Origin of the sequence: Phreatobacter sp. (assembly GCF_051860605.1) — a bacterium.
Taxonomy (GTDB): domain Bacteria; phylum Pseudomonadota; class Alphaproteobacteria; order Rhizobiales; family Phreatobacteraceae; genus Phreatobacter.
Genome location: NZ_JBHYDR010000009.1, coordinates 185,598 through 199,514 on the forward strand (window position 1 = coordinate 185,598; position 13,917 = coordinate 199,514).

Consider the following 13,917-nt stretch of genomic DNA (forward strand, 5'->3'; position numbering starts at 1 on the left):
GGCTAGCGGCGCCCGAACAGCGCGATCCTGACGGCCTCCGTGCCGAGGCCCTCCTCGATCATGTGCCCGACCCGGCGTCCTTCAGACCCGAACAGGCCGAGCATGACCGGCGGATTGACCAGCGTGCAGAGCACGGTGAAGAACACGATGATCTTTGGCGGGGTCATCTCCACGGCTGGCCGTCCTTTCCATCGCGCCATCTCCCCATCCCGTGGACATGCTAGCCGGTCCGCTTTTACGCCCGGTTCACCGCTTCGCTCCAGTTCGCGTCAACTTCGCTGGCGTTCCGCAGGGCTCCCGTTAGGGAAGGCTTAAGGGGCCGACCTTCCGTTTGGTAAGCTGCTGGACGGAACACCCGTTTGCGCCCGCCCATTGTGGCCCGCCCGGCGCGACGGCGGATGTTGCAAACGCCATCCGGCGAGCGGCTGCCTGCAGGGCCTGCGCGCCTGGTCAGCCGAACCAGCCGGCCCGCGGCAGCCGCACGCAATTGCCGACGAGACGCCAGTAGACGCGCCGGTCTCCCGGCCTCTCGGCAACCAGCCGCAAGGTGCTGCCGCCCGCCGTGCCTGCAATCGTCACGATCACCAGCGGCCGCTCGTGCAGGCCACGGACCACGATCTCGGCGCCCCCCGGCCAGGACCGACGGCGCACCAGCGGAACCTGCCGGTCAAAGACCTGGGCGACGCAATCGGCGAGTTGGCCGGTCGTCATGGGCGAAACGGCGGAGAGCTCGCCGCTCGTGCTCGCCATCGCCGCGCAGCCCGACAGGCCAGCTGCCAGCGCGGCGGCCGCGAGGCGCTGGGGGACGACCGGCATGCTGCGCTCGGAAGGGTTCAGGGTCATGGCCATGGGTGCTCAACGCAAGATGCTGCACCCTGTTCCGGGCTAAACCATGGTCGGCGCGGCCATGGTGCCCCCTGCCGGACTCGAACCGGCATGCCCGAAAGCGAGGGATTTTAAGTCCCTTGTGGCTACCAGTTTCACCAAGGGGGCGCAGGGCCACGTCTAGCGGCCCCGGCCCCCCCTTGGCAATGGAAGCCAGCCCACGCCTCACCGCACCCAGACGACCTTGTAGACCTGCCCGGCGAAGTCGATATGCAGCTCGACCAGTTCCGAGCGCTGGTTGCTGGCGAGAATCTCGAAATGGTGACGCTTGGCGGTCGCCTGCGCGCGCGGCGAAAAGCCCTCGGCGGTCGCATGGCGGCCCACCTCGCCAATGGCGAAGGCCGGTCGGTCCGGCACGCGCGCCTCGTCGTAATCGACGATCTCCGCCTCCTCCATCCGGCCGAACCGGTCGAGCCAGGCGACCCAGGCGCGCCCGCGCGCGTCCCGCACCGGAATTTCCGTATGCTTGTCATGCCGGACCGGGCTTCCCGCGATCCGGAAACCCGCCGCCTCGACCGTGCGCTGGATCGCGGCGGTGTCGGCCGGACGCATCAGCGCCTCGGCGAGCGTGCCATTGGCGAGGGGCGGTGTGGCGGGTGCTGCCGTAGCTGGCGGCTGGCCTGGAACCGAGGGCCCGTCGGATCCGGCCTGCGGAGTTGCGGGCGGCGCCTGTGGCGTGGCGCCATTCGCCCCGGCCCCGGCCAGCGTGATGCGGCGCGCCTCGAGAACCCGGCCGTTGAGCCGCCCCTCGATCACCACCTCCTGGCCGGCCGCAAGATCCGCCGGCTTCTCGGCCTGACCGGCCTCCACGAGGATGCGCCCGGTCGGATCCTCCATCAGGAAGCGGTCGCCGAACAGGTCGGCGATGCGGCCGCGCACCACCACGCCGCCGGCCAGCGCCTCGCCGATCGAGACCTGGCCGAAGCCGGGCACGGCGCCCAGCAACGCACAGCCGCCGACCAGCGCGGCGGCCAGCGCCAGCATGGATGCAGAGATGCGCGGCCGACGGCGCAGCTTCGACCCGGCGCGGCTCAGGCGGGGCGTGTCGAGCGGATACATGCAACGCTCCATCAACGGTTTGCGATGGCGCCGTTCTAGCCGCGGCGACCGCAACCGGGCCTGTCGCGCCCGGTTCAACCAGGGTTAAGGTGATCTCCCCTAGCCGTGGGCCGCAACCTGCCACCCCCCGGGGAACCGATGCGCCTGCTGCTTGCCGAAGACGATGCCGCCCTCGCCGCCGAGATTGCCGGCCGGCTTGGCGCCGAGGGCTATGTCGTCGACATCAGCCGCGACGGCGAGGACGCGCTGTTCCAGGCCGGCTCCGGTCCCTATGGCGCGCTCGTCCTCGACCTCGGCCTGCCCCTGCTCGACGGCGTCGCGGTGCTCGACCGGCTGCGCGCGGCGGGCAGCACCCTGCCCGTGCTGGTGCTCACCGCCAGGGACCGGCTGGCCGACAAGGCGGCGGCCTTCCGGGCCGGTGCCGACGACTATCTCACCAAGCCGTTCCGGATCGAGGAACTTCTGCTGCGCCTGAACGCCCTGCTGCGACGGGCCGCCGGCCATGCCAGCGCCCGCATCGCCTTCGGCGACGTCAGCCTCGACACCGTGACCGGCGCGGTGGAGCGCGAGGGCATCCCGGTGCGCCTCACCGCGCTGGAGGCACGCATTCTCGCCTATCTCGCCATGCGCCCCGATCAGGTCGTCTCGCGTTCGGACCTCACCGACCACGTCTACGACCACGACAGCGACCGCGATTTCAACTCGCTCGAGGTCATCGTCAGCCGGCTGCGCCGCAAGCTCGGCGCCGGCCTGATCGAGACCGTGCGCGGCGCCGGCTACCGCCTGCGGCGCGACGGGGCGGCCTATGCGCTCGCTTGAGGGGCGGCTCGCGGCCACCATCCTCGCCTGGACGCTTCTCGCCGTCGTGCTCGTGGCCTGGCTGCTCGGCAATCTGGTCGAGGCCGGCGCCCGGCGTGTGCTGGAGAGCCGGCTCGCCTCGGCCGCCGAACAGATCGTCGCCAATGCCGAGATCGGCGCCGACGGCATCGTCACGCTCGAGCGCCAGCCGGAGGACGCTGCCTTCCAGCACGCGGGGTCGGGCTGGCTCTGGCTGATCGTGCGCGATGGCCGGGCCATCGCCCAGTCGCGCTCCATGGCCGGCCTCGACATCGGCGCCTGGCAGCAGGCGCTGGCGGCCGGGGCGGAGCGCGGCCCGGCCGGCGAGCGCCTCGTCTCGGCCTCGCGCGCCTTTTCCGGACCCGGCCGGACGGGTGCAAGGCTCTACGCCACCGCACCCTATTCCAGCATCGAGCCCGAGGTGCGCGAGGCCCGCGCAACCGTCGCCTGGACCATGGCCGCGCTGGCGGCCGGCCTGATCCTGGTGCTGGTCCTGCAGGTCCGCCTCAGCCTTCATCCCCTGCGCCGGCTGGTCTCCGATATCGACCGGATGCGCGCCGGCGAGCTTGCCGCCCTCCCCGACCAGCCGGTCACCACGCTCCAGCCAGTGGCCGGGGCGGTCAACCGCATGGCCGCGGACCTCACCCGCATGGCTGAGCGCTCGCGCGCGGAGGCGGCCGACCTCGCCCATGCGATCAAGACGCCGCTCAGCGTCATCGTGCTGCGCGCGCAATCCGCCGATCCCGAGATCGTGGCGAGCGCCGACCAGATCCGCCGGCAGGTCGAGCGCCGGCTGAAGCGCTCGCGCGCGGGCGCGCCCGGCGCGATCAGCGCATCGACCCCCATCCGTCCGGTGGCCGAGGATGCCGTGCTGGCGGCCCGTCATGTCCATGCCGCCCGCGGCGTCACGGCCGGGATCGACATGCCGGAGGGTCTTGCCGCCCCCCTTGCCCGCGAGGATCTCGAGGAGATCGTCGGCAATCTCGTGGACAATGCCTTCGCCTGGGCGTCCTCGCGCGTTCATGTGCGGGCCGCCCCGGCCGATGGCGCCGTGATCCTGACGGTCGAGGACGATGGTCCCGGCATCCCGCCGGACCGGGCCGAGGCGGTGCTCGCCCGTGGCCAGCGCCTGGACGAGAGCCTGCCCGGCTCCGGGCTGGGGCTGGCCATTGTGGCGGACATTCTGGCCGACCATGGCGGCACGCTCGACCTTGGCCGCGCGGCCGCGGGCGGCCTGTCCGCCCGGATCAGGCTGCCCTCACCGCCTCAGGCGGCGAAGCGGTAGATCCAGTCCTGCCGGGACAGGATGCCCTGCCCGCCGAGCACGGCCATGCCCAGGTCGCGGGCCAGCGCCAGCGGACCGCCGAGATGGTAGATGGCGCCATTCCGCCGTGCCAGCGCCTGCACCGCCTCAACCCGTGACCGGCGGGCCTCCTCATAGGCGCGCAGGGCACCGGCAAGGTCGTCCGGCAGCGCGGCGCAATGCGCCGCCAGGACAGCCGCATCCTCGATCCCCATTGCACCGCCCTGCGCCGCGAAGGGCAGCATGGCATGGGCGGCGTCGCCGATCAGCGTCACCGGCCCCTGTCCCGGCCCGAACCAGACCGCCCGGTCGGACAGCGGCCAGGAGGCGATCTGGGGCGCTGCAGCGATCAGGTCGCGCACGGGCGAAGCCCAGCGGGCGAAGCGGGCAAGCAGCGCCTGCCGGTCTGCCGGCCCGCTCCATCCGGCTTCGGGCTCGGGCGCCGCCACCACGGCGACGAGATTGACCTGCCGGCCACCGCTCACCGGATAATGGACGAAATGGGCATCGGGTCCCAGCCAGAGACCGATCTTCGGTCCGGCAAAGCACGCCGGCACCGCCTCGGCCGGAAGTGTCGCGCGGTAGGCGATGCGGCTGCGATAGACCGGCAGCGGCCCCTCGCCGGAAAGACGTCGCACCGTCGACCGGATGCCGTCGGCGCCGATCAGCGCAGCACCCTTCAGGTCCAGTTCGCGCGTCGGTCCCCGCGCGGCGAGCCTGACCTCGCCGGCCATCGCGACATCGCGGACCTCATGGCCGAGATACAGCATCACGCCGGGTGTCGCGCGAACGGCATCGGCAAGCGCCGCTTGCAGGTCGCCGCGGTGGATCACCCACCAGGGCGCGCCGTGGCAGCGCGCGATGGATGCACCCAACTCCGACCGGACAAGTACCCTGCCGGAATGGCCGGCATGGACCTCCATCACCTCGGGCACCACGACGGCCTCCCGCAGCCGGGCCTCGAGACCGAGCCCGATGAGGATGCGGCTGGCATTGGGGGAGAGCTGGATGCCGGCGCCGACCTCGGCCAGGTCGCAGGCCCGCTCGATGACCGCGACGGCAAAGCCCTTCCGCGCCAGCGCGAGCGCCGCCGTCAGGCCGGCAATGCCGGCCCCGGCGATGAGAATGGGCGGGCCAGCAGCCATCGTGGCCGCGTCAGGCCTCCTCGAGGCTCTCGACGCGTGCGCCGGCCGGCCGCGTCTCCTCCGCATGCAGGCTCGCGTCATACTTGTAGAGCGTCGAGCAATAGGGGCAGACGATCTCGTCGTCCGCGCCCATGTCGAGAAAGACATGCGGATGGTCGAAGGGCGCGCGGCTGCCCATGCACTTGAATTCCTTGACCCCGATATGGATGACCGCGACGCCGTCATCATTGGCGAAATGGGGCACGATATGACCGGCCATGATCGTCCTCGTCAGATTGCGCGCGGACCATAATGCCCCGTCGCGCCCAATGAAAGCGCTTCGCGCGCGATGGTCCTGCCCCGTCGATCAGCCTGTGAGCCAGCCGAAGCTGACGACCAGCGCGCCGATCAGCGCGATCACCAGTGCGGTCACCAGCAGCGTGGCCACAAGGCCGATGAGGTGCCCGGCCGCGACCAGCACCCCGTCCTCCTCCAGAAGCCCCACCGACAGGACGACCAGCGCGACACCGGGAGGGAAATTGCCGATCCACGACAGCGGCAGCGCGAGAATGAACCCGAGCAGGATGCACATGGCGCCGATCAGCAGCCACATCGGCCCGCGGATCATGAACACCGCCCGAGGCCGCGCGAAGCGCTCCAGCTTCACGATCCAGCCGATGGTGCGGTCCACCATGGCGGCAAGAGCCGCCCGCGGCAGGGTGCGCTCGGCGACGAAGCCGGGCAGCCAGGGCGAGCGGCGGCCGAACATCATTTGCAGGCCGACAAGGGCGATCACCACACCGGAAATGGTCGAAACGCCCGGAATCATCGGGATGATGTTCGGCAGGGCGAAGATCAGCACCAGAATGCCGAAGCCACGGTCGCCGAGTGCGCCGGTCAGGGCGCCAAGCGAGATGCGGTCGCCCTCGCCCAGCGTCTTCAGCGCGAGAAACACCTCCGAGGTGCGATGCAGGGTCTCGTCGCTGTCAGGCGTCACGCGTGCTCGCTCAGGCTCTGTCCGCTCGGGCCGGGCTCAAAACAGGATGGCAAGCGCCCCGGCGACCACCGTATAGCCGATTCCGGCACCGATCGAGGTCGCAAGAGCCGCGAGCGCAAAACCGGCGATCACCAGAAGACCGTCCCGCTCGGTCAGGCCCAGACCGAGGACGCAGAGCGCCAGACCCTGCGGCATGGAGCCGATCCACGGGACCGGCACGATGATCAGCAGCACCGCGAGAATGAGAACGGCAAAGCCCACCGCGCGGCGCGCAGCCGGCCCCGCGGCAAAGCCGAGGCGCGGGCGCGTCCAGGCCTCGATGCGGGCAAGCAGCGGCAGCGTCCGGTTCATCACGGCAAAGAAGCGCTCGCGCGACAGGGGCGCGCGCGAGATGCGGTCCGGCAGCCAGGGCGAGTCCCGGCCGGCCATGATCTGCACGGCCAGCACCACCAGCACGATGCCGGTGAGGATGGGCAGGCCGGGAATGGGCAGGAGATTGGGCAGGCCGAACAGGATGAGCGACAGGCCGAAGGCGCGGTTGCGCAGCGCCGCCATGAGGTCGCCGATCGAAACGGTGGCGGTTTGCGATCCGGGCGCCTGGGCGGCCATCATCGCTGCCAGCATCTGGGACGTCTTGTCTGGCGTGGTCACATGAGGTCCCGGGACGCGATAGCCGGAACCGTTCTAGGGGATCGCCGGGCGCTCGTCCATGCGACGGATTGGGCGCGCCCTCGATACGCTTCAGTGGAGCCAGCCGACCGAGCGGGCAATGCCCAGTTCGCAGGGCTGGATCAGCCGGGACGAGGTGACCCTCACGGTATGCAGCCGCCCGTCGAGTTCCCGCTCCCAGAACGCGAGAAAGCGCTGGAGCACCGGAAAATAGGGCGCCTGATCGTAATCCTGCCAGATATAGCTCTGCAGCAGCAGCGGATGGTCGGGCATCCGGTAGAGGATTTCCGCCGTCGTCAGCGCATAGCCCTCGAGCAGGCGGAGAAAGTCGGCATCGACGGGGCGGACCGTGGCGGGGGTCGGTGCGAGCATGGCTACCTCGTGATCGTGACGAAGACGCATGGCCTTGAGGTCGCCGACGGTCGGGTTCGGATGATGCCGGACGGCCCGCAGCCATTGAGCCGGCTGACCGGTTAGCAGGGCGTTAACGGCCTGTGCGCCGCAAGGACTTCCCGCAGGGAAAGCGCAATCACGGGCAGATCAGGCAAGGATCGCCCTCCGGTTTATTCCTGTCTTTTCTGCAACCTCAGGTCAGAGACAATACCCCCGGGGGTTGCGTAATGGGGTTGCGGCGCGTCATCGGCGTGCTTGTGCTGGTCTGGTCGGGCGCGGCTGCCGCCGGCGAGCCCGTGATCGGCCCCCGCATCACCTCATTCCTCGGCATCGAGGGCGCGTTCGATGGCGCCCACCTGTCCTCCGGGTTCGACGTGACCCTCGGCGGCCAGGTCGACCGACGCGGCTTTGTCGCGCGGCTGACCGGGGGCAGCGGCGTCTCGCGCTTCCGCATCGACCCGGTCCTGCCAGACAGGGTCGGCGAGATCACCCAGACGGGCCGGCTGCTGGCCGGCTGGCGCGAGGCCGGCGCCTGGGGCGAGGTGCGGTTGCTGGCCGGGCTTGCGCTGGAGCACCGGCGGCTATCCCCCGCCCTGCCCGACCGCCATCTGGGGCTGGCGATCGGCCCGGCGGTCGCGCTCGATGCCTGGCTGACGCCCCATCCGGCCGTCGCGGTCCAGGTTCATGCCGCCTATACCACCGCCATGCAGGCATGGACCGTGCGGGTGGCTCCCGGCCTTGCCGTCGGCGAGGGCCTGTTCACCGGCCCCGAGGCCAGCCTTTCCGGCCATCACGGGACCCTGCGAACGCGGCTCGGCTGGCACCTGACCGGCCTCCGGCTCGGCCCGCTGGGTCTCAGGGTCTCGGGGGGCTGGGCCTTCGACCGGGGCGGCCGAAACGGTGCCTATGGCGGCATCGCGCTCTGGCGCAACCATTGATCGCTCAGCGCGCCGGGCCGATCTCCGGGAACCCCTCGCCCGATGGTTCGGCGACCAGGTACATGGCGAGCCGGTCGACCGGCGCCGTTCCCCAGAGCGGCGAGGCCCACAGCCGCTCGACGCTGCCGACCCGCTCCACGCGAGCAAAGCGGGCGCGAAGCGCGGCTTCCGCAGCCGCCGCGCGCCGGCTCTCCGCCACCACGAGGATCGCACCGGCGCGCAGCGGGGCCGGATCGGGCGCCGGCTCGAAAGTGTAGCGCGCGCGCTCGTTGAGCTGGAGGACCGGCAGGGGGCCGGGCATATGGACGCGCAGCTGCGCGTTGGTCGTGTAGCTGACCGTACCGATGGCGCCGGCGCCGCGGGCTCTCGCCGTGTCGGCGATGATGGTTGCCGCCGCGCGCCAGCCGTGCAGCTGGCCGGTCGGGTCGGTGGCAAGGGGCGCAAGTCTCAGCCCCGCATGGCCGATGACGAGCAGGCCGAGCAGCACGCCGGTCCACAGGCCGTGCCGCCATGACAGGCGCCAGACCGGTGCCAGCCAGCCGCTTGGCTGCGCCCGTGCCCCCATTGCCGCAGCGGCGATCGAGGCCGGCAGCAGGCAGGCGGTCCAGTTGCCCTGCACACGGTCGAACAGGCCGTACCAGACCAGATAGGCGACCAGCGGCACGGTCGTCGCCGCGACGAGCACGGCCCCCGGCTCCCGCTCGCGCAGGGCCGCGCGTGCCACCACCCACAGCCCCCACAGCACGAGGATGCCGATCAGCGGCGTCAGCAGGGCCGCCTGCCCGGCGATGAACTCCGGCACGAAGCGCGGATCGAAGGCCTGCGGCACGGCCCGCCCGAACTGCTTGGTCAGCGAGGCGCCGCCCTGGGCGAGGTTCCAGGCGAGCACCGGTGCCATCACGGCCAGGCACAGCGCGCCGCCGGCATAGGGCCAGGGGGAGGCGAACCAGCGGCGCAGCTCCGGCACCGCCGCAAGCCAGACGAGAATGCCGAGACCGAGGAACACGGCGGTGTATTTGGAGACGAAGGCGAGGCCGACGCTGAGACCCACCGCCAGCCACCAGGCGCCCTTGCCCGTCCGCCAGACCTCCACCAGCGCCAGCAGCGACAGCGTCCAGAACAGGACCAGCGGGGTATCGGGCGTCACCAGCATGGCGCCGGCGCCAAGGAACAGCGTGCCCTGCACGAGCCCCGCCCCGGCCAGCGCGGCGCGCCCGTCGCCGGTCAGGCGGATGACCAGGCGCCAGACACCGAGGCTCGCCAGCGCGCCCAGGACCACCGACAGCCAGCGGATGCCGAAGGGCGTATCGCCGCCGACCGCCGTCGACAGCCGCACGAGCCAGGCGACCATCGGGGGGTGATCGAAATAGCCGGGCGCCAGATGCTGCGACCATGTCCGGTAATAGGCCTCGTCGGCGGCAAGGCCGAGGCTGCCGGCCGCGGCCAGGCGCACCCCGGTCAGCACCGCGACGAGCAGCACCACCGCCAGCACGCTGCCGGCGCCGACCGGCAGGGTCCGGACCTCAGCGGCGCCAGACAAGGGTGGAGGATGCGGCATAGTTGAACACGGCACCCATGATCGCGCCGGCGAGCCCGGCGATCCACCAGCTCGCATGGCCGGCATGGAGCCAGCTTGCCACGCCGACATTGCCGAAGGCGCCGATGCTGCACACGGCATAGAACAGCACGAGGCCGGACCAGAAGCGCCCGCCCTTCAGCTGGGCGTCGCGATAGGTGAACGCGTTGTTCATGACGAAATTGGAGGTCATGGCCACGACCGTTGCCGCCGCCTGCGCCCAGGAGAAATGCATCCCGAGCCCGAGCAGCCCGTAGAGCACCGCCATGTGGACGACCAGACCGGAGCTCCCGACCAGCGCGAAGAAGATGAAGCGCAGCGGGATGAGGCCGCCCGACAGCTTGTTCAGGATGAAGCCGAGATAGTCGAGCGCCACCTTGGCGTCGAGCTTGCTCTCGCCATGGACGCGCTCGCGGAAGACGAACGGCACCTCGACGAAATCCGGCCGGCGCGGCACCGACGCGACGATGTCGGCGAGGATCTTGAACCCGGAGGTCGCCAGTTTCGGCGCCACCGCCTCGACCAGGCTGCGCCTCATCATGAAGAAGCCGGACATGGGGTCGGTCAGCGGCGCCTTGAGGATCATGGCCGAGAGCCTGCGCCCGAGTTCGGACACGGCCTGCCGCACCGGCGACAGGCCCTCGGTCTTGGAGCCCCCCTCGATGTTGCGGCTCGCCACGACCAGTTCGCGCCCGGCGCGGATATGCTCCAGCATCACCGGCAGGATGGTCTCGTCATGCTGCAGGTCGGCATCCATCACCGCCACGACCGGCGCGGACGAGGCCAGCATGCCCTCGATGCAGGCACCCGCGAGGCCCCGCCGTCCGACGCGGCGGATGCAGCGGATGCGCGGGTCGCGGCCCGCAAGGTCCTTCACCACGGCCGAGGTGCCGTCGGGACTGTCGTCGTCGACGACGATCATCTCCCAGGCGATGCCGGCGAGCACGCTGTCGAGCCGGCGCGCCAGTTCCGGCACGTTGTCGCGCTCGTTGAAGCTCGGCACCACCACCGTCAACTCCGGCGGCAGGATGGCGGGCGCAGCATCCGCCGGAGCGGGACCGGAAAGGGTCGAGGGATGGGTCATCTGGGCGCGGGTGATAGACCCCGCCGCTCGGCGGGGTCAAGCAAGGGGTCGGGTCCGGACCAGATACCGACAATCCGACCGGATTCGGTCAGGGCGCGTTATGCTGAACGGGTAGGAAAAAAAAATGCGCCCCGCATTGTGCCTGCAAACTGTCACAGGCATGATGCTTTTCAACAACTCCGCGTCCACGGAATTGGCATGCAGCCCCGGACGGTCCGCCGCCCGGGGCTTTTTCTTGGCTCCCTAGCGGCATCAGCCGGCCGGCGCGCCGCCGGCCGCCGCCAGCGCCTCGGGCGTATCGAGGTCGAGGTGGACCGCATCGCCCTCCACCGGTACCTCGGCCACCGCCTCAGGCGCCTCCGCCAGGACAGCCCTGCCGCCCTGGTCGCCGGCAACCTTCATGAGTTCGCCGAAGAAGCGCCGGCCCCACAGCACCGGATTGCCGCGCCGCCCGTCCGCCACCGGCACCACGATATGCCGGCCGGCACCCGGATCGAAGGCGTCGGCCAGCCGGCGCACCAGTTCGGCGCCGACGCGCGGCATGTCCCCGAGCAGCACGACGCAGCCATCCACGTCGTCGCCCAGCGCGGCGATGCCCGCCTTCAGGGAGGTCGACAGGCCCTCGGCGAAATCCGGATTGTGGACGAGACGCACGGCGAGGCCATCGAGCGTCGCCGCGATGCGCTCGGCCTGATGGCCGGTCACCACCACCACCTCGGCAAGCCCGCCCTTGAGCGCCGCCTCGGCGGCATGGCGCACCAGCGGCAGGCCATCGAGCGTGGCGGTCAGCTTGTTCGGCCCGCCCATGCGGGTGGAGCGGCCGGCGGCGAGCACGAGGCCGGCCAGGCGCGGCGCCGCCGCGACCGGCAAGTCCCCCTCGCGCGGCTGCGGCCGCGAGACGATTTCCATCAGCAGTCCCCCCACCCCCATGCCGGTCATGTCCGCGCGCGTGACGGCAAGGCCGGCCAAGAGCCGCACCAGAACCCAGTCGAAGCCGTTCTCCTTCGGCGAGCGCGCGCAGCCCGGCGCCCCGATCACCGGCACGCCGGCCCGCTCCCCGACCATGAGCAGGTTGCCCGGATCGACCGGCATGCCGAGATGCTCGACTTTCCCCCCCGCCGCCTCAAGCGCCGCGGGGATGACATCGCGCCGGTCGGCAATGGCCGAGGCGCCGAACACCAGCACGAGGTCCGCCGCGGCGCATGCCTCGGCGATGGCGGCGGCCAGCGCCGCCGTCTCGTGCGGCACGCGCAGGTCACGGACGATTATCGCACCCGCCGGCTCCAGCCGGTCGGCGGTCACGCGCAGGGTCTTGTCCACCACCTTCGGGGCAAGGCCCGGCAGCAGCGTGGAGACCACCGCGACCCGCCGGCGCACGAAGGGCGCGACACGGATCAGCGTCCCCGCCGCGACAGCCCGTTCCACCGCCCCGCCGGGGGCCGCATAGGGGATGATCTTGACCGTCCCGACCATCTCGCCGGCAACGACGGGGGCGAAGGCCGACAGCGTCGCGAAGGTGATGGCCTCGTCGATGCGGTTCAGCGCATCGATACCGGCGCGGTCGACCACCAGAACGCCGGCATGGGTCGCGAACAGGTTGCAACGGCCGGTAAAGGGCGGGTCGAGCCTGAGGCCGGGACCGGCGAGCGCGCCGGCAATGCGCCCGGCCGCCTCGTCCTCGCCGACATCGTCGGCCTCGGCCAGCGCCACCGTCACGGTGGCGATGCCGGCGGAACGCAGCGCCGCAACCTCGGCCGCGCCGATGAGCGTGCCCTTCTTGAGTACGAAGCCATCCCGGCGCACGGCATGGGCCACGACCCCGCCCAGCGCCTCGTCGAGCGAAACCGGCCCGAACCTCACGGCCGCCTCCCCTCGCCAGCGGCCAGTTTCCAGGCCATGTCAGGCAATGCCCTGCCGCCAGGCCTGGATCACCTCGGCCATGATCGACACGGCGATCTCGGCCGGCGTGATGGCCCCGATGGCAAGGCCGACGGGCGCCCTGATGCGGGCGATTGCGTCCGGGTCGACACCCTGCGCGGTCAACCGTTCCACGCGCTTGGCATGGGTTTTCCGCGAGCCGAGCGCACCGATATAGAAACAGCCCTTGGTGAAGGCGTGGACCAGCGCCGGATCGTCGACCTTCGGGTCATGGGTCAGCGCGATGAAGGCGGTATAGCGGTCCACCTTCAGTGGCGGCAGCGCCACGTCCGGCCATTCGGCGATCAGTTGCACGTCGGGAAACCGCTCGGGCGTGGCGAAGGCCGTGCGCGGATCGACGATGACCGGCTCGTAGCCGAGCATGCGCGCGAGCGGGATCAGCGCCTGACTGATATGCACCGCGCCGATCACCACCATCTGCGCCGGCGGCACCTGCACCTTCAGGAACATCCGCGTGTCGGCGACAGGCCCCGAACGGCCCGAGCGCAGCGCCGCGCGGATCGGCCCCTCCAGCGGGTCGCCGGCCAGCGTCTCCTCGGTCACCATGCGGGAGGTGGCCGTCTCCAGATCGGTGACGAGAACCGCCGCCCGCCGCTCGGCGCGGGCGGCATTCAGCGCCGAAAGCAGGGCGAGATCCATCAGCCGACCTTCTCGACATAGACGGCGATGCGGCCGCCGCAGGACAGGCCCGCCCGCCAGGCGGTCTCGTCGGCAACGCCGAATTCCAGCATCTTCGGCTGGCCCGAGCCGATCACGTCAAGCGCCTCGGTCACCACCTCGCCCTCCACGCAGCCGCCGGAGACCGAGCCGAGAAACGTGCCGTCCTCGTCGATGACCAGGTGCGAGCCCACGGGCCGCGGCGCCGAGCCCCAGGTCTCCACGACGGTGGCGATGGCCACGCCCTTGCCGGCCTTCGCCCAGGCCTCGGCCCGGGTCAGGATGTCGTCGTCGGATGCCAGCATGGATGCCTCCTCGGGAACAGGTTCGCACAAGACATCGGACGATCCCATGTCTGGCGCAAGGGTCCGGCTGCATCGGTGGTGTCGCGTCCTTCGAGGCTCGCTGTCGCTCGCACCTCAGGATGAGGGCAGTTGGCGGGTTGCATCAGTGGCGT

16 protein-coding genes and 1 tRNA gene are annotated in these 13,917 nt (G+C 71.1%); 3 read left to right on the plus strand and 14 right to left on the minus strand.

What is annotated here, in order from left to right; all coding sequences use genetic code 11:
* Window positions 1-2 precede the first annotated feature (2 nt).
* The 4 genes from ACTIFS_RS16510 to ACTIFS_RS16525 all read right to left on the minus strand — a co-directional run bounded on the left by ACTIFS_RS16510 (window position 3) and on the right by ACTIFS_RS16525 (window position 1,944).
* Window positions 3-167, minus strand: coding sequence for a hypothetical protein (locus tag ACTIFS_RS16510; RefSeq protein ID WP_439575214.1), 165 nt, complete (start codon window positions 165-167; stop codon window positions 3-5).
* Between the two features lie 283 nt (window positions 168-450).
* Window positions 451-849, minus strand: a complete 399-nt coding sequence (locus ACTIFS_RS16515) for a hypothetical protein (RefSeq protein WP_439575215.1) — start codon at window positions 847-849, stop codon at window positions 451-453.
* A gap of 59 nt (window positions 850-908) precedes the next feature.
* Window positions 909-993: transfer RNA gene (locus ACTIFS_RS16520), tRNA-Leu, on the minus strand.
* A 57-nt stretch (window positions 994-1,050) separates the two neighbouring features.
* Entirely contained in the window at window positions 1,051-1,944 is an 894-nt protein-coding gene (locus ACTIFS_RS16525) for a hypothetical protein (protein WP_439575216.1), read from the minus strand.
* Between the two features lie 138 nt (window positions 1,945-2,082).
* Between ACTIFS_RS16525 and ACTIFS_RS16530 the strand changes: the two genes are divergently transcribed.
* Window positions 2,083-2,763: a response regulator transcription factor gene (locus ACTIFS_RS16530; protein WP_439575217.1), complete on the plus strand. Its 681-nt coding sequence runs from the start codon at window positions 2,083-2,085 to the stop codon at window positions 2,761-2,763.
* Window positions 2,750-4,066 (plus strand): sensor histidine kinase, encoded by a 1,317-nt coding sequence (locus tag ACTIFS_RS16535; RefSeq protein ID WP_439575218.1) that lies wholly within the window; start codon window positions 2,750-2,752, stop codon window positions 4,064-4,066. Before ACTIFS_RS16530 ends, ACTIFS_RS16535 begins: the two co-directional genes overlap by 14 nt.
* On the opposite strand, the gene ACTIFS_RS16540 is transcribed toward ACTIFS_RS16535, so the two are convergent.
* The 5 genes from ACTIFS_RS16540 to ACTIFS_RS16560 all read right to left on the minus strand — a co-directional run bounded on the left by ACTIFS_RS16540 (window position 4,048) and on the right by ACTIFS_RS16560 (window position 7,246).
* Window positions 4,048-5,229, minus strand: a complete 1,182-nt coding sequence (locus tag ACTIFS_RS16540; protein ID WP_439575219.1) for an FAD-dependent monooxygenase — start codon at window positions 5,227-5,229, stop codon at window positions 4,048-4,050. The genes ACTIFS_RS16535 and ACTIFS_RS16540 overlap by 19 nt on opposite strands.
* A gap of 10 nt (window positions 5,230-5,239) precedes the next feature.
* Window positions 5,240-5,488 carry a zinc-finger domain-containing protein gene (locus tag ACTIFS_RS16545; protein WP_439575220.1) on the minus strand — a complete coding sequence of 83 codons (249 nt, stop codon included), beginning with the start codon at window positions 5,486-5,488 and terminating at the stop codon, window positions 5,240-5,242.
* An 87-nt stretch (window positions 5,489-5,575) separates the two neighbouring features.
* Window positions 5,576-6,205, minus strand: coding sequence for an exopolysaccharide biosynthesis protein (locus tag ACTIFS_RS16550; protein ID WP_439575221.1), 630 nt, complete (start codon window positions 6,203-6,205; stop codon window positions 5,576-5,578).
* 36 nt (window positions 6,206-6,241) lie between these two features.
* Entirely contained in the window at window positions 6,242-6,856 is a 615-nt protein-coding gene (locus ACTIFS_RS16555; RefSeq protein WP_439575222.1) for an exopolysaccharide biosynthesis protein, read from the minus strand.
* A 90-nt stretch (window positions 6,857-6,946) separates the two neighbouring features.
* Window positions 6,947-7,246, minus strand: a complete 300-nt coding sequence (locus tag ACTIFS_RS16560; protein ID WP_439575223.1) for an usg protein — start codon at window positions 7,244-7,246, stop codon at window positions 6,947-6,949.
* A gap of 248 nt (window positions 7,247-7,494) precedes the next feature.
* On the opposite strand from ACTIFS_RS16560, the gene bcsS reads away from it, so the two are divergent.
* Window positions 7,495-8,205 (plus strand): cellulose biosynthesis protein BcsS, encoded by a 711-nt coding sequence (gene bcsS / locus ACTIFS_RS16565; RefSeq protein ID WP_439575224.1) that lies wholly within the window; start codon window positions 7,495-7,497, stop codon window positions 8,203-8,205.
* 4 nt (window positions 8,206-8,209) lie between these two features.
* Here bcsS and ACTIFS_RS16570 read toward each other — a convergent pair whose 3' ends face one another.
* From ACTIFS_RS16570 to ACTIFS_RS16590, 5 genes are all read right to left on the minus strand, one after another.
* Window positions 8,210-9,745 (minus strand): glycosyltransferase family 39 protein, encoded by a 1,536-nt coding sequence (locus tag ACTIFS_RS16570; protein ID WP_439575225.1) that lies wholly within the window; start codon window positions 9,743-9,745, stop codon window positions 8,210-8,212.
* On the minus strand, window positions 9,729-10,865 hold the full coding sequence (locus ACTIFS_RS16575; RefSeq protein ID WP_439575226.1) for a glycosyltransferase: 1,137 nt from the start codon (window positions 10,863-10,865) through the stop codon (window positions 9,729-9,731). Before ACTIFS_RS16575 ends, ACTIFS_RS16570 begins: the two co-directional genes overlap by 17 nt.
* A 252-nt stretch (window positions 10,866-11,117) precedes the next feature.
* Window positions 11,118-12,725: an NTP transferase domain-containing protein gene (locus ACTIFS_RS16580; protein WP_439575227.1), complete on the minus strand. Its 1,608-nt coding sequence runs from the start codon at window positions 12,723-12,725 to the stop codon at window positions 11,118-11,120.
* Window positions 12,726-12,764: 39 nt separating this feature from the next.
* Window positions 12,765-13,442, minus strand: a complete 678-nt coding sequence (locus tag ACTIFS_RS16585; RefSeq protein ID WP_439575228.1) for an XdhC family protein — start codon at window positions 13,440-13,442, stop codon at window positions 12,765-12,767.
* On the minus strand, window positions 13,442-13,765 hold the full coding sequence (locus ACTIFS_RS16590) for an XdhC family protein (RefSeq protein ID WP_439575229.1): 324 nt from the start codon (window positions 13,763-13,765) through the stop codon (window positions 13,442-13,444). Before ACTIFS_RS16590 ends, ACTIFS_RS16585 begins: the two co-directional genes overlap by 1 nt.
* Window positions 13,766-13,917: the final 152 nt, after the last annotated feature.

Coding starts and splice junctions, on each gene's coding strand:
- bcsS (WP_439575224.1), top strand. CDS start 7,495: ATGGGGTTGCGGCGCGTCATCGGCGTGCTTGTGCTGGTCTGGTCGGGC.
- ACTIFS_RS16540 (WP_439575219.1), bottom strand. CDS start 5,229: ATGGCTGCTGGCCCGCCCATTCTCATCGCCGGGGCCGGCATTGCCGGC.
- ACTIFS_RS16575 (WP_439575226.1), bottom strand. CDS start 10,865: ATGACCCATCCCTCGACCCTTTCCGGTCCCGCTCCGGCGGATGCTGCG.
- ACTIFS_RS16590 (WP_439575229.1), bottom strand. CDS start 13,765: ATGCTGGCATCCGACGACGACATCCTGACCCGGGCCGAGGCCTGGGCG.
- ACTIFS_RS16510 (WP_439575214.1), bottom strand. CDS start 167: ATGACCCCGCCAAAGATCATCGTGTTCTTCACCGTGCTCTGCACGCTG.
- ACTIFS_RS16525 (WP_439575216.1), bottom strand. CDS start 1,944: ATGTATCCGCTCGACACGCCCCGCCTGAGCCGCGCCGGGTCGAAGCTG.
- ACTIFS_RS16530 (WP_439575217.1), top strand. CDS start 2,083: ATGCGCCTGCTGCTTGCCGAAGACGATGCCGCCCTCGCCGCCGAGATT.
- ACTIFS_RS16515 (WP_439575215.1), bottom strand. CDS start 849: ATGGCCATGACCCTGAACCCTTCCGAGCGCAGCATGCCGGTCGTCCCC.
- ACTIFS_RS16535 (WP_439575218.1), top strand. CDS start 2,750: ATGCGCTCGCTTGAGGGGCGGCTCGCGGCCACCATCCTCGCCTGGACG.
- ACTIFS_RS16560 (WP_439575223.1), bottom strand. CDS start 7,246: ATGCTCGCACCGACCCCCGCCACGGTCCGCCCCGTCGATGCCGACTTT.
- ACTIFS_RS16545 (WP_439575220.1), bottom strand. CDS start 5,488: ATGGCCGGTCATATCGTGCCCCATTTCGCCAATGATGACGGCGTCGCG.
- ACTIFS_RS16585 (WP_439575228.1), bottom strand. CDS start 13,442: ATGGATCTCGCCCTGCTTTCGGCGCTGAATGCCGCCCGCGCCGAGCGG.